This window comes from Rhodophyticola sp. (assembly GCF_965284195.1).
Classification (GTDB): domain Bacteria; phylum Pseudomonadota; class Alphaproteobacteria; order Rhodobacterales; family Rhodobacteraceae; genus Rhodophyticola.
The window spans coordinates 1,458,895-1,483,956 of record NZ_CBDIRM010000001.1 but is presented as its reverse complement, the minus strand read 5'-3'; the positions used below and the strand labels follow the sequence as shown (position 1 = coordinate 1,483,956).

24 protein-coding genes are annotated in these 25,062 nt (G+C 65.0%); 6 read left to right on the top strand and 18 right to left on the bottom strand.

What is annotated here, in order from left to right; all coding sequences use genetic code 11:
* Positions 1–88 precede the first annotated feature (88 nt).
* From ACQ651_RS07360 to ACQ651_RS07340, 5 genes are read right to left on the bottom strand one after another with little or no spacing between them, the layout of a single operon-like run.
* Positions 89–835, bottom strand: coding sequence for a DUF3306 domain-containing protein (locus ACQ651_RS07360; protein WP_430448928.1), 747 nt, complete (start codon positions 833–835; stop codon positions 89–91).
* Between the two features lie 3 nt (positions 836–838).
* Positions 839–1,375, bottom strand: a complete 537-nt coding sequence (locus ACQ651_RS07355; RefSeq protein WP_430448927.1) for a DUF3305 domain-containing protein — start codon at positions 1,373–1,375, stop codon at positions 839–841.
* Entirely contained in the window at positions 1,375–2,391 is a 1,017-nt protein-coding gene (locus ACQ651_RS07350; RefSeq protein ID WP_430448926.1) for a DUF6352 family protein, read from the bottom strand. Before ACQ651_RS07350 ends, ACQ651_RS07355 begins: the two co-directional genes overlap by 1 nt.
* The gene (locus ACQ651_RS07345; RefSeq protein WP_430448925.1) at positions 2,388–2,963 is read right to left on the bottom strand and encodes a DUF6505 family protein; all 576 of its coding nucleotides are present in this window, start codon (positions 2,961–2,963) and stop codon (positions 2,388–2,390) included. The genes ACQ651_RS07350 and ACQ651_RS07345 overlap by 4 nt, the downstream gene beginning before the upstream one ends.
* Complete coding sequence (locus tag ACQ651_RS07340; protein ID WP_430448924.1) at positions 2,963–3,640, bottom strand: biotin/lipoate--protein ligase family protein; 678 nt, start codon at positions 3,638–3,640, stop codon at positions 2,963–2,965. Before ACQ651_RS07340 ends, ACQ651_RS07345 begins: the two co-directional genes overlap by 1 nt.
* Before the next feature lie 162 nt (positions 3,641–3,802).
* On the opposite strand from ACQ651_RS07340, the gene ACQ651_RS07335 reads away from it, so the two are divergent.
* On the top strand, positions 3,803–5,830 hold the full coding sequence (locus ACQ651_RS07335) for a 4Fe-4S binding protein (RefSeq protein WP_430448923.1): 2,028 nt from the start codon (positions 3,803–3,805) through the stop codon (positions 5,828–5,830).
* Between the two features lie 378 nt (positions 5,831–6,208).
* Here the strand turns inward: ACQ651_RS07335 and ACQ651_RS07330 are convergent, their stop codons facing one another.
* The 9 genes from ACQ651_RS07330 to ACQ651_RS07290 form a co-directional block, all read right to left on the bottom strand.
* Positions 6,209–7,372 (bottom strand): hypothetical protein, encoded by a 1,164-nt coding sequence (locus tag ACQ651_RS07330; RefSeq protein ID WP_430448922.1) that lies wholly within the window; start codon positions 7,370–7,372, stop codon positions 6,209–6,211.
* Positions 7,369–8,619 carry an amidohydrolase family protein gene (locus ACQ651_RS07325; RefSeq protein ID WP_430448921.1) on the bottom strand — a complete coding sequence of 417 codons (1,251 nt, stop codon included), beginning with the start codon at positions 8,617–8,619 and terminating at the stop codon, positions 7,369–7,371. The genes ACQ651_RS07330 and ACQ651_RS07325 overlap by 4 nt, the downstream gene beginning before the upstream one ends.
* An 8-nt stretch (positions 8,620–8,627) precedes the next feature.
* Complete coding sequence (locus ACQ651_RS07320) at positions 8,628–9,614, bottom strand: ABC transporter ATP-binding protein (RefSeq protein WP_227286154.1); 987 nt, start codon at positions 9,612–9,614, stop codon at positions 8,628–8,630.
* Positions 9,604–10,617: an ABC transporter ATP-binding protein gene (locus ACQ651_RS07315; protein WP_430448920.1), complete on the bottom strand. Its 1,014-nt coding sequence runs from the start codon at positions 10,615–10,617 to the stop codon at positions 9,604–9,606. The genes ACQ651_RS07320 and ACQ651_RS07315 overlap by 11 nt, the downstream gene beginning before the upstream one ends.
* On the bottom strand, positions 10,614–11,555 hold the full coding sequence (locus ACQ651_RS07310; protein WP_430448919.1) for a succinylglutamate desuccinylase/aspartoacylase family protein: 942 nt from the start codon (positions 11,553–11,555) through the stop codon (positions 10,614–10,616). The genes ACQ651_RS07315 and ACQ651_RS07310 overlap by 4 nt, the downstream gene beginning before the upstream one ends.
* A gap of 40 nt (positions 11,556–11,595) precedes the next feature.
* On the bottom strand, positions 11,596–12,483 hold the full coding sequence (locus ACQ651_RS07305) for an ABC transporter permease (RefSeq protein WP_430448918.1): 888 nt from the start codon (positions 12,481–12,483) through the stop codon (positions 11,596–11,598).
* Positions 12,484–12,487: 4 nt separating this feature from the next.
* Positions 12,488–13,468, bottom strand: a complete 981-nt coding sequence (locus ACQ651_RS07300) for an ABC transporter permease (protein WP_227286148.1) — start codon at positions 13,466–13,468, stop codon at positions 12,488–12,490.
* Between the two features lie 181 nt (positions 13,469–13,649).
* Positions 13,650–15,188, bottom strand: a complete 1,539-nt coding sequence (locus ACQ651_RS07295; RefSeq protein WP_430448917.1) for an ABC transporter substrate-binding protein — start codon at positions 15,186–15,188, stop codon at positions 13,650–13,652.
* The gene (locus ACQ651_RS07290; RefSeq protein ID WP_430448916.1) at positions 15,185–16,237 is read right to left on the bottom strand and encodes a GntR family transcriptional regulator; all 1,053 of its coding nucleotides are present in this window, start codon (positions 16,235–16,237) and stop codon (positions 15,185–15,187) included. Before ACQ651_RS07290 ends, ACQ651_RS07295 begins: the two co-directional genes overlap by 4 nt.
* 282 nt (positions 16,238–16,519) lie before the next feature.
* Here ACQ651_RS07290 and ACQ651_RS07285 point away from each other — a divergent pair, with 282 nt between their 5' ends.
* Positions 16,520–17,488 (top strand): aldo/keto reductase, encoded by a 969-nt coding sequence (locus tag ACQ651_RS07285; protein WP_430448915.1) that lies wholly within the window; start codon positions 16,520–16,522, stop codon positions 17,486–17,488.
* Positions 17,489–17,625: 137 nt separating this feature from the next.
* Here ACQ651_RS07285 and msrA read toward each other — a convergent pair whose 3' ends face one another.
* The 3 genes from msrA to ACQ651_RS07270 all read right to left on the bottom strand — a co-directional run bounded on the left by msrA (position 17,626) and on the right by ACQ651_RS07270 (position 19,285).
* A complete protein-coding gene (gene msrA / locus ACQ651_RS07280; protein WP_227286144.1) occupies positions 17,626–18,132 on the bottom strand; it encodes a peptide-methionine (S)-S-oxide reductase MsrA in 507 nt (168 codons plus the stop codon).
* A complete protein-coding gene (gene msrB, locus ACQ651_RS07275) occupies positions 18,129–18,578 on the bottom strand; it encodes a peptide-methionine (R)-S-oxide reductase MsrB (RefSeq protein ID WP_375552513.1) in 450 nt (149 codons plus the stop codon). The genes msrA and msrB overlap by 4 nt, the downstream gene beginning before the upstream one ends.
* 146 nt (positions 18,579–18,724) lie before the next feature.
* Positions 18,725–19,285 (bottom strand): YcbK family protein, encoded by a 561-nt coding sequence (locus ACQ651_RS07270; protein WP_227286142.1) that lies wholly within the window; start codon positions 19,283–19,285, stop codon positions 18,725–18,727.
* A gap of 442 nt (positions 19,286–19,727) precedes the next feature.
* Between ACQ651_RS07270 and ACQ651_RS07265 the strand changes: the two genes are divergently transcribed.
* The 4 genes from ACQ651_RS07265 to ACQ651_RS07250 are packed head-to-tail and all read left to right on the top strand — an operon-like array spanning position 19,728 to position 23,897.
* Complete coding sequence (locus tag ACQ651_RS07265; RefSeq protein ID WP_430448914.1) at positions 19,728–21,260, top strand: L,D-transpeptidase family protein; 1,533 nt, start codon at positions 19,728–19,730, stop codon at positions 21,258–21,260.
* A 36-nt stretch (positions 21,261–21,296) separates the two neighbouring features.
* Positions 21,297–22,391, top strand: coding sequence for a UDP-3-O-(3-hydroxymyristoyl)glucosamine N-acyltransferase (locus ACQ651_RS07260; protein ID WP_430448913.1), 1,095 nt, complete (start codon positions 21,297–21,299; stop codon positions 22,389–22,391).
* A 34-nt stretch (positions 22,392–22,425) separates the two neighbouring features.
* Positions 22,426–22,689 carry an acyl carrier protein gene (locus ACQ651_RS07255; protein WP_121898781.1) on the top strand — a complete coding sequence of 88 codons (264 nt, stop codon included), beginning with the start codon at positions 22,426–22,428 and terminating at the stop codon, positions 22,687–22,689.
* A complete protein-coding gene (locus ACQ651_RS07250) occupies positions 22,686–23,897 on the top strand; it encodes a beta-ketoacyl-[acyl-carrier-protein] synthase family protein (protein ID WP_227286138.1) in 1,212 nt (403 codons plus the stop codon). Before ACQ651_RS07255 ends, ACQ651_RS07250 begins: the two co-directional genes overlap by 4 nt.
* A 93-nt stretch (positions 23,898–23,990) precedes the next feature.
* On the opposite strand, the gene ACQ651_RS07245 is transcribed toward ACQ651_RS07250, so the two are convergent.
* On the bottom strand, positions 23,991–24,662 hold the full coding sequence (locus ACQ651_RS07245; protein WP_227286136.1) for an invasion associated locus B family protein: 672 nt from the start codon (positions 24,660–24,662) through the stop codon (positions 23,991–23,993).
* Between the last annotated feature and the right edge of the window lie 400 nt (positions 24,663–25,062).

Genomic DNA, 25,062 nt, shown 5'->3' with positions numbered 1-25,062 from the left:
GTCAGGGTCGAAAAAAGGCTTTCTTGTAAAAGGCCTATCGGGTTTATACGGAAAAAACTATCGCGCAGCCAACCATCCTGTCCTTGTCCTATTCGGGGATCGCGCCGCCGTGTCGACGCGGCGCCATTGACGTGGGGGGTGTTTCGTCCCGCTCCATCCGCGACTCGCCGGGGTCGGACCCGCCTTCGCTGCGTGCATCCGTATGGTCGGGCTGGCCGCCACGGCGCACCGGGTCTGTCGGCAACGCGGGCTCGGCCTGCGAGATTGCATCGGTTTCCGTGTCCGCTTGCGTCGCATCCGACACTGCATCCTTTCCGTCCTCCGGCGCGAGTTCCGCCATGTCCCGCGCTTCGTTCTCAGGCTCTTTTTGCGCGTCCTCATGATTGTTGCGATTGATCAGGTCGCCCATCATCTTGGAGACCTTGTCCCCCTGCAAAACGCCGCCGGCGCCCGGTACGCCTTCAGGCGCGTTCCAATCCCAGGCGTAGTCGACGGCCGGGTCGTCGTGATCGCAGATCAACGCGTTGCTGAGCCAGACCTTTCTCATGGCCGCCTTGCGCAGGGTTTCGGGCACTCCGGGTTTCATGAAGGGTTGCAGATCGGTTGCGCCGCTGACCTCGTCGATCGGGGGCAGCGCGGCAAGTTCTTCTACACTGATGTCCGGCTCCGCCTCTGGCACCGGGTCGGCGTCGATCTCGGGCACTGTATCCGGCTCGGCCGCCTGTTTGTCCGCGTCCGTCGCCTGGGCTTCTGCCCGCGCGACGCGGCTTTTGCGGCGCGACCACGCGGCCAGAAACCCTTCTCCGTCGCGGCGTTCCTTCTCTTCTCCGGACATCGCTTACCCTTTCCCGAGCGGGCCGCGCCCGGACCGGCCCCGGGTCTGGACCCATTTGGCCTCGGGCTGCAGGATCCGTGGCGCCCGAGGGGCATCGGTCGAGGTCGCCGGCACCCGTTTGCGCTTGTGAAACACCTCTTCGACGTGATGCTCCTTGATGAACGCATCCAGCCGTGCGGCCAGCGCCGTAGGCATCGGCACCGCTTCGACCATGCGCTCGGGATCGCTGGCCAGTGCCTCGCCCTCATACGGGTCGGCGGTGACGACGGCGATACGATCATTGTCCATGGCAACCCAGACCGAGGGCTGCCGCGCCGTCAGGTTGTCGATGTAATGCCGTGTCTCCCCGGAATGCAGCGCCAGTTCGTGATCGCCCAGATACACGGTCTGCACGCCGTCACGATCAGTCATCAGCGCGCCCGCCTCAAGCGGCGGAAGGTCGATCATCGCGGAGACCGGGCGCAGAACGCGGCCCGACCACCGGGTGACCGGCGGGCGCGACATCGCCACGATGCCCAGACGCAGGATAACCTTCGGCATCACACATCCTCCGGTACGGCGGCGGCGCGGGCAGGCGGCGGTGCGACCAAGGGCAGGCCCATGACCAGGTTCTGCGGCTTGCAGCGGATCACGTTGTCATCGCCCATCCCGACCAGCACATAGACCGGATGGCCCGCGGCGGCAGGCAAAAGCGCCGCGTCCGACAGGAAGTTGAGCGCATAGATCCCCACAAGGGTGCCCTTTGGCGCCGCACCGTTCCAAAGCGCATTGCCGATATCCGTGCCGACCGGGTCCAGCCCGACAAACCAGCGCAGATCGACATCCCGGGTTTCGATCAGGGGGGTGACGACGACGGCTTGACCCAGAAGATGCATCACGAAGCGCTCGATCACCGCACCAAGCGCGGCCCGGGCCTTCAGATCCGATCCGAACGGCAACACCATCGAATGCGCGTCCGACCGGCTCCAGTAGGTCCAGCCGTTTTCCTCGTTGAGAACGTCCAGCCCTTCGACCCCGCCGCCCAGCATCGCGGTCAGCGGCGAACTATGCTTTTCCGCCTCAAGGTCTTCGACAAGTTCGTCATCGGCCAGCATCAGACCGCCATCCTTGACAAAGGCGCGCTGCGGCCGGAAGAAAAGCTCCGCCGCGCGCAGAACACGGGTGTCGTCGCAGCCGTCGAGCGCGTTGCGCAGGATCAACTGCACAAGCTGATTGTAAAAAAGCACCGGCAAGCGGACTCTGTCACGCAGAAGCGCCAGATAACCGGCCTCGATGCTGCCGGCCTCGACAAGCGTGTCGCGCAGCGTGATCAGAAACGTCCAGTTCTCCCGGGCATCCTCGTCGTCCATCGCGTCGATTTCGGATTGCGCAACGGGCGCCTGCGGCGTCGCCTTTAGCTTGCCGAACAGGGCAAGCTCCGCCGCGCACGCCTCTTCGGGCGGCACCACTTCGGGGCGCGCAAGCCAGGCCAGGATCAGCTCGTCGGTCACCCGCATGCGGGTGTCGGCGCCCAACTGCGTCAGATGATGGCCCGATGCTACCCAGAACTCTCTCATGGCTCTCCCTCCCTGTGGCCGAAGGCCGTCAGATCGATCTGCATCCCCGGTTCGTCTTCCTGATCGTCTTCGGTTTCAACGAAATGGAACGCTTTGTCGTGGCCTTGCAGGTAGCCCGCGGAAAAGGCCGTTTCCTCCCGCGGTTTCAGGGATCGGAACTGTTCGCGCAGCGCGCCGGTCTCGTCGATGCGCCGGTGCAGCGCGATCAATGTCCCCTCATCATGCCCCCGACAGAGATCGGCCGCCAGTGCAATTTCCTCCTGGGCCGCAGGCAGCGCCGCGCCCAGATCCGGGGCGCCCAGCTGCTGGACCAGTTGATGCGCTAGCGCCGTGACCGCCTGATCGTGATCGTCGCCCCGCGTCTCGGTGACCACGGCCAAGGTGGACCATCCGAAACTCGTTACCCCCAAAAAGCCCGAGCGGAACGCGATCTGTTCCTTGCGGCCGAGGCTCTCGGGCGGGCGCCCCGCAAAAACGAATGTGCCGGGCACCGCCCATTCCCCCGGTTCCGCGGCTTGCGCGAAGACAACCTTGTCGGATTGATCAAGCTGGATCGTCCTGAGCAAGCGCATCACAATCTCGGGCCCTGCGCGTCGCGCCAATCGGCCTTGGCCAACCCGGTCTCCAGGCTTTCCACATTGCCGTCATGGACCAGTTCGCCCGCGTCGCCCAGAGCGGCGTCTTCGGTCAGCCGCCCCGCATAGGTCTGCGCGATGGTGTCGAAGCCGGCATGCGTCCAGCGGTCGATATTCAGCATGAGATGTGCCGCGAAGCTTTCGATGATGGCCGGCGGGTCGAGGAACTCCTCCTCCTTCAGCGATACCGAGCCGGGATGCGTGCCCGCCTGTTCCAGATGGTCGCGATCTGCGATCAACTCGACGCCCAGAACCATCCAGTCGGGCGGTGCGTCGTCCGGCGTGTCAGGGGCAACCGCAAAGCGCATCCCGCCCAGACGGCCCCTGTCAAGCACCAGCCCCGTCGGCCAGTCGAATCGGATGTCACGCTCCGGCGGCGCGTGGGCGGCCACCGCATCGGCCAGCGCGACCATGCCCGCCAGCACCGCCTTGCGCGCCTCGGAAAGTGGCATGTCGGGCTCCAGCACCACGGCGAAATCCAGTCGCCCCGGGCCGTCGTGACCAACGGAGCCGCGCCAGACAAGCGTGCCTGCACCCTCATCCACAGCGCGGCGTTGTGCATCATCGAACGGGTCGCCGGAGGGCAGCCAATGGGCGGTATAGGGCGGCGGCAACACGAGCGATCTTGGAGGAGTGACGACGTCCAAAACAGAACCTGCCTTGCATAAGTTTGAATTTCAGGAGAGTCCTACAGGGAAACTCAGCAAGCGCAAGGATTGGCCTTGTACACCGCCAACTGCTTGCGCCAGCAGCACAAACAGGGAAGCAACGGTCTTATGGAACATGGCGCGCGCACACGGACGATTCTGACCTGCACCTGCGAAGGGACGATGAACCCGGACGGCGCCGCGCTGCAAAAGGCTGGGTGCGGCGGTGATCCCGCGGCGCATCAATTGTGCCGTGCAAATCTTGACAGATTTCAGGCCGCACTTGCCGCCGGTGGGCCGGTCACGGTGACCTGCACGCAGGAGGCGCCGCTGTTTCGGGAGGTCGCCGACGCCGAGGCGCCGGATGTCGATCTGCGCTTTGCCAATATCCGCGAAACCGCAGGTTGGACGGCGGACGCCGCGCAAAGCGGGCCGAAAATGGCGGCGTTGGTTGCGGCGGCGGGGGTGCGGCCTGCAGACTTTTCTTATACAACAATGGAAAGCAACGGCATCGCCCTGATCCTCGGGCGCGACGACGTTGCGCTTGAGGCGGCCACTGAGCTGGCCGCGACGCTTGACATCACGGTCCTGCTGAAGCCGGGTGCCGAGGTCGTGCCGCCGCGACAGACGCTGTTTCCGGTGCTTCAGGGCGCGATCCGCAACGCCGAAGGCCATCTTGGCGCGTTCACGCTGCGTGTCGACGACTACGCCGCGCCAGAGCCATCGTCGCGGCGTGTTCTGAGCTTCGGCGCGGCCCGCGACGGGGCGGTGTCGCGCGCCGACCTGATCATCGACCTGACCGGCGACACGCCGCTTTTCCCCGCCGACAGCCTGCGCCCCGGATACCACCGCGCCGATCCGCGCGATCCGCTGGCGGTGGCCCGTCTGGTGACCGCAGCCGGGCAAATGGTGGGGACCTTCGACAAGCCGGTTTTCATCGATTTCGCCGCCGATCTCTGCGCGCATTCCCGCAACGAGATCACCGGCTGCACCCGCTGCCTGTCGCTCTGTCCGACGGGCGCCATCGAACCGGCCGGCGACAGCGTGGCGATCGACCCGAATATCTGCGCCGGTTGCGGCCAATGCGCCGCCGCATGTCCGACCGGGGCGGCATCCTACGCGCTGCCGGATGTGGCGACGGTGGCCAGTCAGATCCGCGCGGGCCTTCGGGCGTGGCACGACGCGGGGGGCAAGCTGGCGCCCCATGTGCTGTTTCATGACGCCGATCACGGCGAGCCGCTCATCGACGCCGCCGCCCGTTTCGGTAAAGGCCTTCCGGCCCATGTCATCCCGTTTGCCGTGAACGAGATTTCGCAGGTCGGCCCTGAAATCATGGCCGCCGCGATGGCCTATGGCGCGGGCGCCGTGGCGCTTCTGGGGCGCAGCCGCCCGTTGCATGACCTGACGGGGCTGCGGGACGGCCTGGCGCTGGTGTCCGAGGTTGCGGCCGCCACCGGCCACGGGTCCTGCACGCTGATCGAAACCGATGACCCGGATCAGCTAGAAGCCGCCTTGGCCGCTTTGCCGACCAGCCCGCGCCGCGAAGCACCGTCCGGGTTTTTGCCGCCGGAAGACAAGCGCGGGTTGCTGGTCACGGCCTTTGCCGAGATGAACCGTGCCGCGCCGACGCCGACCACATCGCTGCCACTGCAAAAAGGCGCCCCGTTCGGCGCCGTCATTGTCGATACCGATGCCTGCACCTTGTGCATGGCCTGCACCGGTGCCTGCCCGGCGAATGCCCTTCTGGACAACCCCGAAGCCCCGATGCTGCGCTTCACGGAATCGGCCTGCGTGCAATGTGGCCTCTGCGAACAGACCTGCCCGGAAAACGCGATCACGCTGGCGCCGCAGATTGATTTCGAGGCCTGGGCCGCACCGAAACGCATCCTGAACGAAGAGCCTCCGTTCTGCTGCACGTCCTGCGGCAAGCCTTTTGCCACACAAAGCGCGATCTCCCGGATCCAGGAGAAACTGGCATCGCACTGGATGTTCGGTGGTCCCGACGGGGAGAAGCGCATGAAGGTGCTGGAAATGTGCGAGGATTGCCGCGTGGAGGCCGTTGTCAACGAGGGTTTCGACCCGCATTCCGAAGACACCCGCCGCGTCCGCACGATCGAGGACCACATCGCCGAGGAGGACGCGCGCAAACTCCACTGAGCGGGGCGCGGGCAGCGGCTGACGGAACGGTGCCGGGCGAACGGTGCGGCTCTGCGTGACGCCATGAAGTGCGACGCGCCCGGGCATAGCTTTCGCCTCGCGTCGTGCGGCCTCGGGAGGCCAGACGCCGTGAAGGCCGATCGTGTAGGAGCGGGACCGTCCTCCTGCGCGCTGCTGGACGATGGAACCGCGTTTGCCGGACGGATAGATGCGAAGTCCGAAACCCGGCAGTTCGGCATCCCAGATCGCCTGACCTTTGGTTTGCGGCTAGACTGCTTCGACACATGGATTCGTGAGCTTCGACATGCTCCTGATCCTCGTCTGCGCCCGGTTTTCAAGTAGGCATCCCGCAAGCACGCGGGCGGAAATCAAGGCGCCTTACGCGGCTGCGGCGGCGAGGGTCGTTGGCGTGTGCATCTGGTCGTAAAGAGTGCGCATCACCGTCTCGCGATCCCAGTCGCGGGTGGCTTTGAGGAACTCATGGACCGCGTGATCGCCGCACCAATAGGCGAAGAGGAACGGCGCTCGCAGCTCGTGGGACAGAAAGGCGAGGCGGCGGCGCGTGACCTTTGCGCTCTGGAACGACGGGGCGGCGGTTGCGGCGGCGGCCTCCTCGATCGACGCGCCTTCCTCGAACACCATCCAGGCGGCGTTGCATCGCAGGGCGCTGCGAATCCGCTGCAAGGCGATCCCGGCGACATCCGCGGGGCCGTCGATCCAGTCCAGAAGCTCGATCCCGTTATCCGCGATCCCCTCGAAGAGCGCGCTGGAGGCGGAGTTCGTCACCACCTGTGCGCCGTCGAGCGGCATTTCCCCGCGGGCCACCAGCGCCTCCCGCCGGGCGAGATGCACCAGATGGCCGGGAAACGCCTCGTGGGTGGCAAGGTGTTTCAGATCGGCGAGCGTATAGCTGAACTCAAGGTTCAGCCACAGATGACGGCCGGGATAGTCGCAATAGGCGGCATAGGGTTTGTCGTAAACCGCTTCGGGGCTGATCCAGTCGTCACCGATGTCGAAGACAAGCCGGTGGGAGCGTGCCTGCGCCTCCCGCTGGAGCGATGAGAGGCGGGAGAGGACCTCCTCCGATGGCACGGCAATGGATGCCTCCCACGTCGCGACATCGGCGCTCAGATCCCCGCTCCGATGGCCCAGCTCGTCAAGCGCGTCGCGCAGCTCGGCGCGGTAGCCGTCCAGCAAAGGGGCCGGGATCGGCGCGGGCGTGACCCGAAGCTGGTCCCGCAGCCGCTCCGCGAAGCCGAGTTTCCGGCCCGAGAACATGCGCGCCAGCGATGCGAGGGACAGCGTCATCTCGGTCAGCCAGCCCTTCCGCTGCGCATTTTCCGCCTCGCCGGGAATGCGGGCGAGCAGGGCGCTGATCGCGGCCTCCGCCTCCGGCCAGTCACGGAAGCGGCGCGGCACAACCGGCGCCACGGCCAGGGGGATCAGGCCTTCGGCATCCAGCACGTCGCCGTCCGACAGCCCTTCACGATAGAGCAAGTCGACACCTGCCGTGATTTCCGCAAGATCGCGCCCGAGTTTCATGTCGTTCCCTCCTGAAGAGTGTTCTTCGCAAAAGCGCCCCGCGCCATGATCGCCCGGAAATGCGCGCCGTCGCCGCCCAGAAGCCCGATGTCGGCAAGCGGGTCGTCATCCAGGATCAGCAGATCGGCCGAGGCGCCCGGTGCGATCACACCGGCGCGCCCGGTCAAGCCGCAAAGTTCCGCGCCGATGCTCGTCAGTGAGCGGATGATCTCCACCGCGGGCAGAACCTCGGCCAGCAGCTCCAGTTCGAGGCAATGGTATCTGCGCAGTTCTCCCAGCAGGTCCGAACCGAACGCCATCGGCAGGCCCGCCTGCTGCATGATCGACAGGGAGCGGCGGCCGCCTTCGCGCACCGTGTCGATCTTGGCGATGCTCTCGGGGCCGAGGCCAAGCGCCTCGCCCTCGCGGGCGAGCGCTTCGTAGGCGACAAGGGTCGGCACGGCGATACAGCCCCGGCTGGCCGCCTCGGCCGCGGTTTCAGCTTCGATCAGATTACAATGTTCCAGCGAGCGCACGCCAAGATCGACGCAACGGCGGATCGCCGCGTCGGTATAGACATGGGCGGCCACATAGAGCCCGGCATTCTCGGCCTCCTCCACCGCCGCCGCGATCTCCGCGCGGGAGAATTGCAGGGAATGGATCGGGTCGTTGGGCGAACTGACCCCGCCATTGGCCATGATCTTGATGAACGCGGCCCCCTCCTTGATATGGGTGCGGCAGACCCGGCGCACCGCATCCACCCCGTCCACCAGCACACCCATGGAGCCGACGCGATCGGACAGGATACCGGGCCGGTCATCGGTGCGGTGGCGCAGGTCGCAATGGCCACCGGTGGTGGACAGGCCCTTGCCGCAGATCACCAGCCTCGGTCCCGCAACCAGACCGTCCTCGACCGCGCGGACAAGGCCGTGATCGGCGCCGCCCATATCGCGGATGGTGGTGAAGCCGCGCCCCAGTGTTTCCCTCAACACCTCCGCCGCGCGCAAGGCCGCAAGAGAGGAGGGGGCGATCATGTTGCCCCAGAGATCAAGCGACCAGGCGACGACATGCATATGGCAGTCGATCATCCCGGGCATGACGACCTTGCCGTCAAGCGCGATCTGTCTTGCACCCTCGGCTGCGGGAATGCCGGTCCCGATATCGGCGATGCGGTCTCCGCTGATCAGGATCGAGATGTTGTCGCGCAGACGGCCGGCCTCCGGGTCGAGAAGGCGGGCGCCGGTGAGGAGGAGGGGGCGTGCGGTCATGTCGTGGCTCATCGGTTGTGGCAGGCGACAAGGCGGGTTCCGTCGCGCAGGCTCAGCGGCGGCGCCTCGCGCACGCAGATCTCGGTGGCAAGCGGGCACCGGGTGCGGAAGGCGCATCCTGCGGGGATCGACGTGGCCGAGGGCACATCGTCATGGCTCACGCTGAAATTGCGGCGCTTCCGCGGATCGAGAGACGGCGTGGAGCTGAGCAGAAGCTCGGTATAGGGATGTGTCGGATTGGCGAAGATCGCCTGCCTGTCGGCCATCTCCACGATCTTGCCCAGATACATCACCGCCACCTTGTGAGAGATATGCTCGACGACGCCCAGATCATGGCTGATGAACAGGAACGAAACCCCAAGTTCGGCTTGCAGATCGTTGAGAAGATTGAGAATCTGCGCCTGAACCGAGACATCCAGTGCCGAGACGGGCTCGTCGCAGACAATCACGTCGGGTTTCAGCATCAGCGCCCGGGCGATGCCGATCCGCTGCCGCTGCCCGCCGGAAAACTGGTGCGGAAAGCTGGCCGACTGATCCGGGCGCAGGCCGACCCGCGCCATCATGTCGAGCACCATCTGCGGGCGTTCCGCAGGCGCGCCGATCCCGTGGATGTCGAGCGGCGCGCGCAGGATATCGCGGACCCGCTGGCGCGGGTTGAGGGAGGAGAACGGATCCTGAAAGACGATCTGCATCCGCTGGCGATACATCGCCAGATCGCGCCCGGTCTTGCTTCCGACGCGCGCGCCGTCGAACATCACCTTGCCTTCGGTCGCCTCCACCAGCCCGGCAAGTGCCAGCCCGGTTGTGGATTTGCCGCAGCCGCTTTCGCCGACCAGCCCCACCGTTTCCGAGCGCCCGATATCGAAGCTGACCCCGTCGACCGCGCGCACGGTGCCAACCTGACGCTGAAAGACACCCTTCCGGATCGGGAAGTGAACCTTCAGATCGCGGACCGACAGGACGGGCCCGTTGATGTCGGAGGTGTCAGGCGTCATGGGTCACATTCCAGCAGGCGGCCATATGGCCGGGGCGATGCGCCCGGAGCGGCGGGGTTTCGGCGGTGCATTGCGCGGTGGCCAGCGGGCAGCGGGGCGCGAAGGCGCAGCCTTCGGGCAGGTTCCAGAGCGGGGGGACCGTGCCGGGGATATCCGTCAGTCGCCCGACACCGCCGACATGGGGGATCGCGCCCATCAGCCCGCGCGTATAGGGGTGAAGCGGCGCATCGAACAGATCGGTGATCGCGGCCTCTTCGACCCTGCGCCCGGCATACATCACGATCACCCGGTCGGCGATCTCGGCGACCACGGCAAGGTCATGGGTGATGAGCACGACCGCAGTGCCGTGTTCCCGCTGGAGATTGGCCATCAGCCCGAGGATCTGGGCCTGCACCGTCACATCCAGCGCGGTGGTGGGTTCATCGGCGACGATGACCGCCGGATCGCAGCAGAGCGCCAGGGCGATCATGGCCCGTTGCCGCATGCCGCCCGACAGCTCGTGGGGGTACTGGTGCGCGCGCTGTTCCGCATCGGGCATCTGCACCCCCCTCAGCGCCTGAACGGCGGCGGCCCAACCGGCCCTGCGGGACAGGCCCCGGTGACGGCAGACCGCCTCGGCGATCTGCGCGCCCACGGTCATGACCGGATTGAGCGCGGTCAGAGGCTCCTGAAAGATCATCGCGATCCGGTCGCCCCGGATATCCTCCGCCCGCCGTTCGGACAGGCCCAGAAGATCGGTCTCGCCCACCCGGATGCTGCCGCGCTCGACATGGGCGCCATCGGGCAACAGCCGCAGAAGCGACAGGGCGGTCATGGATTTGCCGCAGCCGCTTTCGCCCACGATGCAGAGCGTCTCCCCGGGACGGACCGAAAGCGACATGTCGTCCACCACGGTGAAGCTGCCCGCCTCCGCGTCGATGCGGATCCTCAGATCGCGCACCTCCAGCGCGGGCGGTTGCTCCGGCGCCGTATCCGTCTTGGTCCCGGAGACCGTCTGGTTCACAGCGTCGATCCCTCCAGATTGCCGACCATCCAGCCATAATCCCCCGCTTCGACGAGGTTGCGGGTCAGGTGGCCCATGATCATGATGCCGTTCTCGAAAGGCGCGCTGACCTCTTCCAGCACCTCGAACGTGTAGGGGCTGACAACCCGGAACAGCGGCGTGCCGCCATTGACGGGCTCCCCTAGCGGGGGCGAAAGCGGCTCGATCCAGCCGCCGGTGGTCGGGCGGATGCCGGCGATCTCGTTCACGACGATCTGTTCGCCGGGGGCGGTCTCTTCGCCATCGATCACTCCGGCATGGCGCAGCATGTTCAGCACGCCCGCAACGATCCGTTCGATATAGGGGCCCTGATCGACGATGCCGCCGCCAAGCTCGATCACCGCGGCGGGAATGCCGCGGGGCATGGTGACCTCCTTGGTGGTGCCGCTGAAGGTGGTGCCCTGCTTGCCGTCATCGGGGCGGTAGAGCAGCTTCGAACCGAAGGCGCGGCTCAACCCCTCGTCATTGAGCAGGTAGACATAGTCCACGGTTGGCCGGTCGGTTCCGGAATGCAGGTCGATATGCATGTCGATCTTGCCCAGAAACTCCCGCGTCAGGGCTGCGGCAAGCTGCTGCGAAAACGTGCCGTTCGGGTCGCCCGGAAACTGCCGGTTGAGATCGAGATGATCGATGGGGTTGAACCGCGCATTCACCGTCATCGCGCGGGCATTGACCACCGGCAGCAGCCGGATCCGGCCCTTGATCTTCATGGTCTGCAGGATGCGGAAGAGATCGAGGATGGCCTGGCTGCCGCAGTTTTCATTGCCGTGAACGGATGCCGAGATCCCGACAAGGGGGCCGGGTTCCTCCCCGACCAGATCCGTCATGTGCAGGACGGCATCCGTGCCGTCGGCAAGGGTGGTGACCTTCGGCGTGTGCCTGACAATTTCTTTGACCATGTTCGCTCCTGTTGGTGTCTTGCGGATCGGATCGGGTGTGTCAGCCCTTGCCGCGGGTTTGCTGTCGGGGGTCGAGTATGTCGCGCAACCCGTCCCCCAGCAGGTTGAAGCCCAGCACAGTGATCATGATCGCCGCGCCGGAGATGATGGACATCCATGGCTCGTCCCGGATGAACCGCGTGCCATAGCTCAGCGACCAGCCCCAGGTGGGGGCAGGGGGCGGCAATCCGAAGCCCAGAAAGCTGAGGGCGCTTTCCCAGATGATCGCGGTTCCGAGCCCGAGCGAGGCCAGAACGATGATCGGCCCCAGAGAATTGGGCAGGATTTCCCGGAAGAGGATGCGCGGCCATGAGGCGCCAAGGGCGCGCGCGGCCTGCACGTAGTTCTGCTCCCGCAGGGACAAGGTGGTGGAGCGCACGACGCGCGCATATTCGGTCCAGGACACGATGATGAGAGAGACCGCCACATTGACCAGCCCGGGGCCCATCACCGCGACCACGGCCAGCACCAGCACCAGCGGCGGAAATCCCAGAAAGACGTCGGTGATCCGCATCAGGAGCAAATCGATCCAGCCGCCGAAATACCCCGAAATCAGGCCGACGATCGTGCCGATGACGGCCGAGGCCAGAACCGCGATCACCGCGATCGAGAGCGAGATCCGCGCGCCATGGACCAGACGGCTCCACAGATCGCGGCCGAAATTGTCCGTGCCCAGAATGTGCTCGGAGGAGGGGCCCGAAAACCGGTTCGGCATGTCCATCTGCATCAGATCATGGGTTGCCACCAGCGGCGCGAAGATCGCCAGCAGCAGGATGCTTGCCGTGATCGTCGCCCCGATCAGCAGGGACGCGTTGCGGAACATCCGGGGCAGACGGAACCGCCTTGTCCTGCGGGCGGCGGCGGCGGGTTTCGGTGTGGCATCTGTCATCGGATCACCTGAGGCGGATGCGGGGGTCGACCGCGGCGTAAAGCAGATCCACCAGCAGGGTGACGCTGGCATAGATCAGCGCGAAGGTCAGAACGATCCCCTGGATCAGCGGCAGATCCCGCTGCGAGATCGCCGAGATCGTCAACTGGCCAAGGCCGGGCCACGCGAAAATCGTTTCGGTCAGGATCGCGCCGCCCAGAAGCGCGCCGAACCTCAGACCGATTACCGACACCACCGGCAACAGCGCGTTGCGCAGGGCGTGGCGCCAGATCACCGTCCCGCGGCGGACACCCTTGGCCTTGGCGGTGCGCACGAAATCCTCCCGCAGGACTTCCAGCATGGAGGTGCGCACCAGCCGCGATATGATCGCCGCGGAATTGAGCGCTAGAGAGATAGCCGGCAGCGCGATATGCGCCAGCGAGTCGAGCAGGGGCTGCACATTTCCCGTCAGCGCCATGCCGAGCGCGCTGATCAGCGGCTCTTCGCGGCCGATGGCGGGCAGCCATCCCAGATGGACCGCAAAGCCAAGCATCAGGAGCAGCGCAAGCCAGTAGACCGGCATCGAAATGCCGATCTGCGCGATCAGCATCGCGATGGCGTCAACGATGCCGCCTTGCCGGTTTGCGGCCAGCACACCGAGCGTCACACCGAAAACGATCGAGATCAGCAAGGCCACGACGGCCAGTTCTATCGTCGCGCCGAGGCGGCCCAGAATGATGTCGGAGACCGGGGCGCTCTGGAAGATAGAGTACCCCATATCTCCGCGCAGGAGGTTCGCGAAATAGCTGCCAAGCCGGATGTACCACGGGTCGTTCAGGCCCAATGCCTCGCGCAGGGTCGCGATGCCTTCGGGCGTGGCGTCCTGGCCGAGCAGCACCGCCGCCGGATCGCCCGGGATCAGCAGCAGCAGGCAGAAGGTCACGATCACGATGCCGATCGCCATGGGCACGAAAAGCAGAAGCCGGCGGATCACATAATCTGTCATCGGGGCGCTCTCGGTTCGGGGCGGATAGGCTGTGGTGTCATCGGCTGGTCAAGACGGGTTTACCGGCGATCCGCCGGGCGCGGGCGGTCACCGCCGGGTGATGCCGGCATCGCGCCCGGGCGGTGGTACGAGGTCGTTGGCCGGCCGCGGGCACTCCACGGCCGGCCTCCGTGAGCATATCCTATTCGGACGCGCCCATTCCAATCAGGCCACGAAACCCGCCGCGGGGAGAGGTTTCAACGACGGATACTGTCTCGGGATCATAGAAGAGCTGATAGCCCTGATAGGAAATGATGTAATAAGGCAGTTCCTCGGCGATGATCTGGGCCGCCTCCCGATAAGCCGCGGCGCGGGCATCCTGATCAAGCGCGGTGCGCCCGGTCAGAAGCAGCTCGTCGACCCGGGCATTGGAGTATCCGCCCCAGTTGAGCCCGCCCCCGGTGGTCAGCTGCGAAAACAGCATCCGGTCGGGGTCGGTGATGCGCAGCCAGCCCAGAAGCGCGATCTGATGCTCGCTTTGCTGGACGTAGCCGGTGGAGAAGGAGGGCCAGTCGGTGATGCGCACGTTTGTGTCGATGCCCGCGGACTGGAACACCGCCTGAAGATACTCGACCGACTGAACGCGGTTCGGATCTTCGCTATGTGTCGAGAGTTCGATGGAGAGCGTTTCCCCGTCCCGGTCGAGCAACCCGTCGCCGTCGCTGTCGGTCCAGCCCAGCTCTGCCAGCATCGCCACCGCGCCCGCCATATCGAATGTGGGCTGTCGGACTTCGGCATCGAACGCCCAGGACGAGGGCAGGATGACGGAGGAGGCGACCTGATCCACACCCTGATAGATCTGGTTCACGATCGTGTCCTGATCGACCAGCATCGCCAGCGCCTGACGCATCTGCGGGTCGGCCAGAAGCGGATCGGCAGTGTTGAAGTTCAGATAGGTCACGCCAAGCCCGGCCATGATCTCGGAGCCCACGCTTTCATCGGCGGCATAGCGCTGGATGTCATTGGGCGACAGCGGCGACTGGATCACATCCAGATCCCCGGCTTCGAAGGCCTGGGCGCGGGCCGAGTTGTCGCCGACGACCTGAAGCGTCAGTTCGCCGACCTCCGGTGCACCGGCCCAGTAACTGTCCGACGCGGCCAGCACGATTTCGCTGCCACGGGTCCAGCTTTGCAGAACCATGGGTCCGGCGCCAATCGGCTCCAACGCCATGTCGCCGCCATTCTCCGCGTAATCAGACGGGACGATGCCGATGTCGAGATAGCTCAGCAGCGGCGCGTAGGGGGTCGAAAGGTTGAACCGGACCGTCAGGTCATCCACGACATCGATGCTTTCGATGGGCGTGAACAGCCCCCGCGCCGGCGAGTTGAAATCGGGATCGGTGATCGTCTCGAATGTATAGGCCACATCCTCCGCGGTGAGCGGCGAGCCGTCCGAGAAGGTCAGCCCGTCGCGCAGCGTGAACACCACCGTTGTAGGGCTGGGGCTTTCCCAGCTTTCGGCCAGATCGGGCACCGCTTCCAGCGAGGGCGTCATGTGTACCAGTCCCGCCGAGATCAGGTTGGCCACCCGATAGGCCGTCGTGTCCCGCGCCAGCCGCGGGTCAAGCGTGCCCGCATCGACATCCGCGCCGATGACGAGGCTTTCCTGAGCCGTTGTGGCCGTCGCCGTCAGCGCCGTCAGCGCAGCGATGGCGACGCCGGTCATGAGTTTCTTTTTCATTGTTTCATCTCCCCTTGATGTAGTTCTGTTGATCGTTCGCCTTCACCTTCACCCCCGCGCGTGCGCATGTCGGGCCGCTCAAGGGCCTCGCGCAGCTTGGTGAGTCTGGGCACGAGTTCGTTCTCCAACACCGCCGGATCGGGGGTGTGGCGATATTCGAAACAGGGCACGCCGGGCCGGACGAGGCGGGTGATATGATCGGCCCCGGTGGCGTAGATGACGACGTCGGATTCGGTGATCACCGCCTCCACATCGGGCGCGTAGGACCAGCCCACGCGAATATCGGCGACATGCGGCGCGAAACGCTGGACGCTCGGGCGCATGATGGCGATGTAATCCTCAAGCTGCGTGATCGCGGCAACCCGTGCCCTGGGGTCGATCGACGCCAGCGCCTTGCGGGTGTTGTTCGACGGAATGAACCGCAGGCCCAGAATGTTGGCGCCGCCGATGATCGCCGTCAGCTCGGTTTCCCGATGCAGGAAGGTCAGCACGATATCGGCGTCAAGGCAGCGTTTGCGGGCATCTTCGTTTTCCCGCAGGTGATCGAAGGTGACGATCGAGATGCGGTCGCTCGGCGACAGCACCGGGCGGATTTCATCCACGTAATCCGCACCGGGTCCTTCGAACACGGCCACGAAGACGATCTTCAGCCCCGATCTGGTGCGACGAAGCTGCGCCTGCGCGTTGACCATGGCCACCAGGGTCATGCGGTTGATGCCAAGCCGCTCCGCCTTGTTCAGCAGGATCTCGATATCGGTGCGCAGGGAGCCGCGGCCGTGGTCGGACTGCTGCGGGATCGACAGGCAGGTATAGGCGCCGCTGCCCTTGCGCATCTCAAGCAGGCCCGCGTCGCGCAGATCCTGATACACCTGCGAAACCGTTGCCTGCGCGATGCCAACATCCCGCGCCATCTGCCGTACCGATGGCAGCTTGGTCCCCTTCGGCAGATCGCCATGGGACAGCAGGTAGCTCATCAATCCGTAAAGCTGCCGGCCAACCGGAACCGGCAGGGATTTGTCGATGTAACTTGGGTCGAATGCGAGGGCCAAAGTGATATACTCGTTTAGATCACTTGAACCCTAGTAACAATGATCGGCACGAAGCAAGGATTTTCTGGACCATCAGTGTTATGGATGAGTATAACGCTTGAAATGGCCTGTGTTTTTGGTCGCCGGAGCCGGGCACGCCGGGTCCTTGCGCGATCATTATAAGTTTATGGGTGATTCTCGGGGGCGGACCGGGCGGGCGCCGAACCCGGCGTTTCATCGGTGGGCAAGGATGCCCATTTGCGGGCCAAAGCGCCGAAGATCGGCGGAAAGGGGAGTGTAACTATGGAATATGTCAATCTTGGCCGGACCGGGCTGAAGGTTTCGCGGATCGGTCTTGGCTGCATGACGTTCGGGTCGCCGGACTGGGCGCCGTGGGTTCTGGACAAGGCGGCCTCCCGCCCGATCATCGCCAGAGCGGTGGAACTGGGCATCAACCTGTTCGACACCGCGGACATGTATTCACGCGGGGCAAGCGAAGAGGTTCTGGCGGAGGTTCTTCTTCCGATGCTGCCGCGGCACAATATTGTTCTGGCGACGAAGCTCTACAATCCGATGAGCGACGACCCCAATGACCGGGGGCTGTCGCGCAAGCATGTCATGGATTCGGTGGAGGGCAGCCTCAAACGTCTCAAGACCGACCATATCGACCTGCTGCAACTGCACCGTTTCGACTATGAAACGCCGCTGGAGGAGACGCTGGACGCGCTGAACGACGTCGTGCGCGCGGGCAAGGTGCGCTATCTGGGGGCGTCATCCATGTTCGCCTGGCAGTTCATGAAGGCAATCGGCTTGCAACGTGCCAATGGATGGGCCGAGTTCGTGTCGATGCAGCCGCATTACAACCTCATCTATCGGGAAGAGGAGCGCGAGATGCTGCCCCTCTGCCGCGCCGAGGGGATCGGCGTCTTGCCATGGAGCCCGCTTGCCCGCGGGGTGCTTGCGGGGGCGCGAAAATCGGTCCGCGCCGGGTCCGATGGCGTGGCGAACCAGCTTTATGACGCCTCCCGCGCGCAGGATGACCAGATTGCCAGGGCCGTTTCGGAGCTGGCGGAGGCGCGCGGCGTCTCCATGGCCCAGATCGCCTATGCATGGGTGGCGACGCGGCCCGGTATCACGGCCCCGCTGATCGGAATTTCACGGGTCGAGCTGTTCGACGACGCGATCGCAGCCCTTGAGATCGCGCTTTCGGAGGACGAGGTCGCGAAACTGGAAGCCGCCTACAGGCCGAAACCGGTGGCGGGGCACGTGTAGCCCACGCCGCATCCCGTAAAAGGGTGCAGACCCCTGCCGCCGATCTGCGCCAGGGTCATGACGGGCCCGGGAACAGGCTTGAACCGGGATCCCGTCGCGGGAGCCACGCCGGCAGGCCCGGCGCGGGCCCCCGGGTCTCACTCGGCGGCGGCGCGTTTCGGCAGGACCCAGTCGGGGCGCGGAAAATGGCAGGTATAGCCGTTCGGGATCCGTTCCAGATAATCCTGATGTTCCGGCTCCGCTTCCCAGAAATCGCCGACCGGTTCGACCTCGGTCACCACCGGGCCGGGCCAGAGACCCGAGGCATTCACATCGGCGATGGTGTCATGGGCCACCTGCCGCTGCTCCTCGTCCACGTAGTAGATCGCCGAGCGGTAGGAGAGGCCCCGGTCGTTCCCCTGACGGTTCAGTGTGGTGGGGTCGTGGATCTGGAAGAACAGCTCCAGCAGATCGCGATAGCTGACCTGCGTCGGATCGAAGATGATCTCGATCGCTTCGGCATGGGTGCCATGGTTGCGATAGGTGGCATTCGGAACGTCGCCGCCGGTATACCCCACCCGCGTCGACACGACCCCGGCGCGCTTGCGGATAAGATCCTGCATGCCCCAGAAGCAGCCGCCGGCCAGAACTGCGCGCGCGCTCATGCCACATCCTCCACCTGATCCAGATAGGCGCCGTAGCCTTGCGCCTCCATGTCGTCACGATGGACGAACCGCAGGGATGCCGAATTGATGCAATAGCGCAGGCCGCCACGGTCCTGGGGACCATCGGGGAAGACATGGCCCAGATGACTGTCTCCATGGGTCGAGCGCACCTCGGTCCGGATCATGCCATGGGTGGTGTCGGTCACTTCGTTGATATGGGCTGGCTCGATCGGTTTGGTGAAACTGGGCCAGCCGCAGCCGCTTTCGTATTTGTCGGCCGAGGCGAAAAGCGGCTCGCCCGAAACGATGTCCACGTAGATGCCGGGCTCCTTGTTGCCAAGCAGCGCGCCGGTGCCGGGACGCTCGGTTCCGTTCTCCTGCGTCACCCGGTATTCCTCGGGACTGAGCGCTGCGATGGCCTCTTCGGTTCTGGCATAGCTGCCCATCTGATCCTCCTGCAGGTTTGTCGCGTCGACCCATGATATGGGGGCCCGTGGCGCGAAGTCCATCGACGCGAAAAACAAAGACCCCGCCAGATGCGGGGCCGGATGCGGAACGAAAAGAGAGATGCCGGGGGCGGCGGGGGTCGTGCCTAGCGACCCCAGGTGCGGACCGGGCCGCAATCCATGTGCACGAAGTTCGAGCCGGAGTACCGGCCGACGCCACCGGCGTTGCAGGCCGCGGCGGCGCGGGCGATCTGGCTGACGCTGCGCGAGTTGATCCGCAGATCCGCCGCTTCGCCGGTCATGTGGCGGGAGTGGCGGGCGACCCCGCGGGAGCGGGAGCGGAGCATCGCATTCGTTGCGGCGGAGCGGTATCCCGACAGAAGCGTATAGGGTTCGGAGGTTTCCAGCAGGTTGTGGGCTGCGGCCATAATGTCGATGGTGCGGGTGTCGATCCGGCGCACCTCGTTCTGGCGCCAGTCGCGCATGAAGTGGTTCACCTCGTCCAGAGCCGGGCCGATATAGTCGCCATCGATCCAGTAAATCATGTCCATGCTTTCGCCGGTGCGACCGTTATACATGGAGAGTTTGCGGATATCGCCGGCCCCGCGGAGAAACCCGAAAGCATTTGCCATCACCGGTGCGGCGCTCACGGCGCTGGCGGCGAAAACGCGCAACAAAGCGCGCCGCGTAAACGTTGACTTGGTCATATAGGTCTGTGCCCCATCTCGTCTCTGCTCGTTCCGTCACACGTCTTATGCCGCTTTTTGCAGCTATTCTGCGTATCTATCCCCTCAGATGTGCTGTTGATGACACAAACGAGAGAAATCTTAAAGTGCCGCCTTTCCGATTTACCGACATACCGCGTCATTTCGGCAGAATTCCGCCCAGCTTTCGCAGAATCGGCGCCGACAACGCGGTATCGCCAGCACCGTCACCGGCCGTTGCAGGCCGGGAACAGGTCGTGGTGAATTGCTGTTTAACCTACAGGCCTTGCGATATTGTGAATGGACAGCGCCGAGGCTTTGACAGCAGGGTGGTCACGACGGTGTGGACTGGTTGCAAACAGGTATTGAGAACATGAGGCTACGGATTTTCAGGTCGGCTGCTCCTCTATTGGTCGTGGGGCTGGTGTTTTTGAACGGTCTGCTGGTGACACACAGCGCAAGCGCGCAGCAGGTCACTGCGCTCAGGCAGGCGATTGCGGAGGCCGCGTCGTCGAACGACGCGTTGGCGACATTCTATCGCGAACGGAATTTCGAACCGATCTGGACAACGACCGAGGCGGCGGATCGGCGCAACGCGCTGCTCACCGCGCTCGACAGAGCCGAGGATCACGGGCTGCCTGTCTCGCGCTACGAGGCCGATCTGCTGCGCGCCACGTTCCGCGATGCGGATAACCCTTATGCGCGCGGCCAGGCCGAGGTGCTCGCCTCCCGGATGTTCCTGCAATATGCCCGCGATGTGCAATCCGGTCTGCTGGAGCCCGATGATGTGGTCTCCGACATCGTGAAGGACCTGCCGCGGCGCGATCCGCTGGAACAGATCCGCAGCTTTGCATCCTCCAACCCCCACGAATTCATGCGGGCATTGCCGCCCAGCCACCCGGAATACGTTCGCCTGATGCGCGAAAAGCTCCGGCTGGAGCGTGTGCTGGGTGCGGGTGGATGGGGCCCGACGGTTCAGGCCGGGGCGTTGGCGCCGGGCGATAGCGGAGAGCCGGTGATCGCGCTCCGGAACCGTCTGATCGCCATGGGATATCTGGAGCGCTCGGCCAGCGCGACCTATGACGCCACCCTGCAGGCCGCCGTGCAGCGCTTTCAGGATGATCACGGGCTGACCGCAGACGGAGAGGCCGGCGCCGACACCATGGCCGAGATCAATGTGGGTGTCGAAACGCGCCTTGGGCAGATCATTCTTGCGATGGAACGCCAGCGCTGGATGAATCGGGAGCGGGGCGACCGGCACATTCTGGTCAACATCGCGGACTTCCACGCCTATGTGATCGATGGCGAGCGGGTCACGTTCGAAACCCGGGTCGTCGTCGGCCATCGTGACAGCGATCGGCGCACCCCCGAGTTTTCGGATGTGATGGAGCACATTGTCATCAATCCAAGCTGGAATGTGCCCCGCTCGATCGCGGTGGGCGAGTACCTGCCGCAGATGCGCAGCAACCCCGCCGCGGCCGGCCATCTGCAATTGCTGCGTGGTGGCCGGGTCGTCAGCCGCCAGGGAATCGATTTCAGCCAGTACACGGCGCGGAACTTCCCCTTTGATCTGCGCCAGCCCCCGGGCAGCCAGAATGCGCTTGGCGAGGTGAAGTTCATGTTCCCGAACCGCTGGAACATCTACCTCCACGACACGCCGTCGCGGAACCTGTTCGAGCGTCAGGTGCGGGCCTATTCCCACGGCTGCGTGCGGGTCCACCGGCCGCAGGAATTGGCCTATCATCTGCTGGCCCCGCAGGAGGAGGACCCCGAGGCGCTGTACCAGACCTATCGCCGCTCGGGCCGGGAAACGCAGGTCAATCTGGAGACGCAGATCCCGGTGCATCTGGTGTACTGGACCGCGTGGATCACGCCGGAGGGCCGGGTGAACTACCGCGACGATGTCTATGGCCGGAACACGTTGCTCTGGCAGGCGATGCTGGACGCAGGGGTGGCGGTGCGCGCCGTCACAAGCTAAACCTCTCGCCGCATGCATTAGGCGAGGCGGCGGGCCATGGGCCATACGATTGAACAGATTGCAGCGGCGCTCGGGGCGGAAGCCCTGGGCGCCGTCGATCTTGAGGTGACCGGACTGGCGGAGCCCGCCCGCGCGGGGCCGGATCAGCTGGCATTGGCCATGTCCGAGAAGTTCCTGGCCGATCTGTCCAAGGGCGCGGCGCGGGCCGCCGTTCTGGGCGCCGGAAGCGACTGGCAGGCGCTTGGGCTCAAGGCGGCCATCATCGCGCCGCGCCCGCGCTATGCGCTGGCCGGGCTGACCGCGGCGATGGATCGTGGGCCCGGGATCGCGGCGGGCGTTCACGCCACGGCGGTGATCGACGCCAGCGCCCGGATCGGCGCGGGTGCGGCCATCGGGCCCTTCGTGGTGATCGGGCCCGGCGCGCGGATCGGCGCAAATGCCCGGATCGACGCACATGCAAGCATCGGGGCCGAGGCGGCAATCGGCGATGACGCGGTGATCCATGCCGGCGTCCGCATCGGCGCGCGGGTGCGGATCGGGGACCGGGTGTTCATCCACCCGGGCGCGGTGATCGGGGGGGACGGATTCTCCTTCGTCACACCGGAGAAATCGACGGTCGAGAGGGCGCGCGAGACACTTGGCAAGGCCGCCGCGCCCGCGGCGTCGCAAAGCTGGACGCGCATCCACTCGCTCGGCTCGGTCGTTCTGGGCGACGATGTGGAGATCGGCGCCAACACCGCCATCGACCGCGGCACGATCGCCAACACGGAAATCGGCGACGGCACCAAGCTCGATAACCTTGTCCATATCGGCCACAACGCGCGCATCGGGCGGGACTGTCTGATTTGCGGGCAGGTCGGCAGCGCCGGATCGACGGTGATCGGCGACCGGGTGGTTCTCGGCGGGCAATGCGGGCTGTCGGACAATATCGTCATCGGCGACGATGTGGTTGCGGCCGGGGCCACCAAGATCTTCTCCAATGTGCCGTCGGGGCGGATGCTTATGGGCTCTCCCGCCGTGAAAATGGATACGCAGGTGGAGATCTACAAAGCGATGCGCCGTCTGCCCCGCGTCATGAAGACCGTCGAGGCATTGCAGAAAGCCGTTTTCAACCGCGGCCAGAATGACTAAGTGAGCGATGAGAAACGATCCGAGGGCAGACCAGATGGCCGACAGCGTTCAGGACAGGGTGATTGCGATCATAGCGGAACAGGCAGTGCTGGAGCCGGGCGATGTCGCCATGGACAACTCGCTGGAGGATCTGGGCATCGATAGCCTTGGACTGGTGGAATCCATCTTTGCGATAGAAGAGGCCTTCGATATTCAGGTGCCGTTCAACGCCAATGAACCCGAGCAGAGCGCGTTCGACATCTCAAGCGTGGCCGCAATCGTGAAAGCCGTCGAAGGACTGGTGGCCGATCAGAAATGAGACGGGTCGTAATCACCGGGCAAGGCACCATCAATGCCCTGGGGCAGGATGTGGCGACGACGCTGGATGCGATGCGCGAAGGACGCTGCGGCATCGCCGATCTGGAATTGCGCGACGTGGACCGCCTGTCGGTCAAGATCGGCGGTCAGGTCAAGGGCTACGAGCCCGAGGCGCTGTTCAACCGCCAGCAGATCGCGCTTTACGACCGGTTCACCCAATTCACCCTTATCGCCACGAAGGAGGCGCTGGCTCAGTCGGGGCTGACTTTCGCGGGTGAACTGGCGGCACGGTCGGGCGTCGTGTTCGGCACGGCCGGTGGCGGTGTGAACACCTGGGACGAGAATTACCGCAGCGTCTACGAGGAGGGCAAGAACCGGGTCCATCCGTTCGTTGTGCCCAAGCTGATGAACAATGCGGCCGCCAGCCATGTGAGCATGGAATACAATCTCAAGGGCCCGTCCTTTTCGGTCGCCACCGCCTGCGCGTCGTCGAACCATGCGATGGGGCAGGCGTTTCAGATGATCCGCACCGGGCTTTGCGATGCGATGGTGACCGGCGGGTCAGAGGCGATGCTGACCTTTGGCGGGGTCAAGGCCTGGGAAGGGTTGCGCGTGATGTCCAAGGACGCGTGCCGCCCGTTTTCCGCCACCCGCAACGGGATGGTGCAAGGCGAAGGCGCGGCGGTATTCGTGTTCGAGGAATACGAGCATGCCCGGGCCCGCGGCGCGGAGATCCTGGCCGAGCTGGTCGGTTTCGCCATGACCTCGGATGCCGCCGATATCGTCATGCCGTCGAAACAGGGGGCGGCGCGTGCGATTTCGGGCGCCATGCGCGATGCCGGGCTGAACCCCGAGGACATCGGCTATATCAATGCCCATGGAACCGGCACGGCCGCGAATGACAAGACGGAATGCGCCGCGGTGGCCGATGCCTTCGGGCATCACGCCAACGATCTGATGATCTCCTCCACCAAATCAATGCATGGCCATTTGATCGGCGGGACCGGAGCCGTGGAACTTCTGGCCTGTATCATGGCGCTGCGCGAGGGCGTCATCGCCCCGACGATCGGCTATGAGGAGCCCGATCCGGAATGCGCGCTGGACGTGGTGCCGAATGTCGCGCGGGACGCCAAGGTCGGCGCGGTTCTGTCGAATGCGTTTGCGTTTGGCGGGCTGAATGCGGTGCTGGCGCTGCGTGCGGTGGCCTGAGCCGAAACCAAACATGGCCGAAACGAAAAACGCCCTGACCGAAGCGGGCAGGGCGTTTGCCTGTGAACCGGAAGGCAGGTCGCGCGCGGATGTCTATTCCGACGCGCCCTCCTGCGTGGCCATGAAGGCCGCTGTCCGCTCGGTCAGAGCGTTATAGCCTGCGGTGAACCCGGTCAGCGACGCGGTCAGATCGACAACCTGATCGGGGGCCGGCAGGGGCACGATGCTGATCGTGGCATTGGCGCCCGCGCGAAAGGCGTTGATATCCGCCTCTCCGAGCCCGATCCGGACGAAGCAGCCAATGGGCTGGCAGAAGCTGAACGGATACTGTCGCGCCTGACTGCCATCGACACTGAGACGCAGTTGCGGGATCAGCAGCGTGTCCAGCGGCGTCACGATGGTGATGCCGGCCACGACCTCGCCCTGATCGGGCACGTCGAACAGGTTGAACTCCGCCACCGGGCTGCCTTCCGCGTCGGACAGAAGTTGATACATCTGGCAGGGTTCGAACTCGCCCTCTTCCACGCGGATGCAGCGAATTTCCCAATCGCCATGGGTTTCGGCGACATATGTGGTGCCAATCCCGTTGGGGTCCTGCACCGGCGTTCCGAGCGACAGGCCGGTTTCGGGGTCGACCGTCGGATCCTGCGCCGCCGCTTCGGGAGCCTCGGACCCGGCCGCTTCGGGCGTCGTATCCTGGGCCAGCGCCGGGCCGGCCAGAAGAAGGGCCAGAATGGCGGGGATGACGGGCAATGCGGGTTTCATGATCACGTATCCTTTTGCAGTCTGCTCTGCTCTATTGCGACGCTGGCTAGCATGGGAAAAGGGCGGTGTCAGGGGCAAAATGCGCCGCTGGCGGGGAACGGCGCAAGACGCGCACAGACCGGGCTGGAACGTCGGGGCGGGAAAATCGAAAAGGGCCCGAAGACACGAGCCCTTTCCAGCGTTTTTTCTCTCCCTGTCGGACTGGCCGACGTTGTGGCGCAGACGCTATGACAGCACAGCCCACAGGTCAACAGGGAAGCGTTCACTTTTTCCACAGGCAACAGGCATGGAAAAAACCGCGTCCCAAGCAAGGGGGACGCGGCCAGTTGACAGGGAGGAAGTTGACGCCACCCAAGGGAGTGAGGGCAACGTCGCGGATCACACTGGCACCGATTGGTTA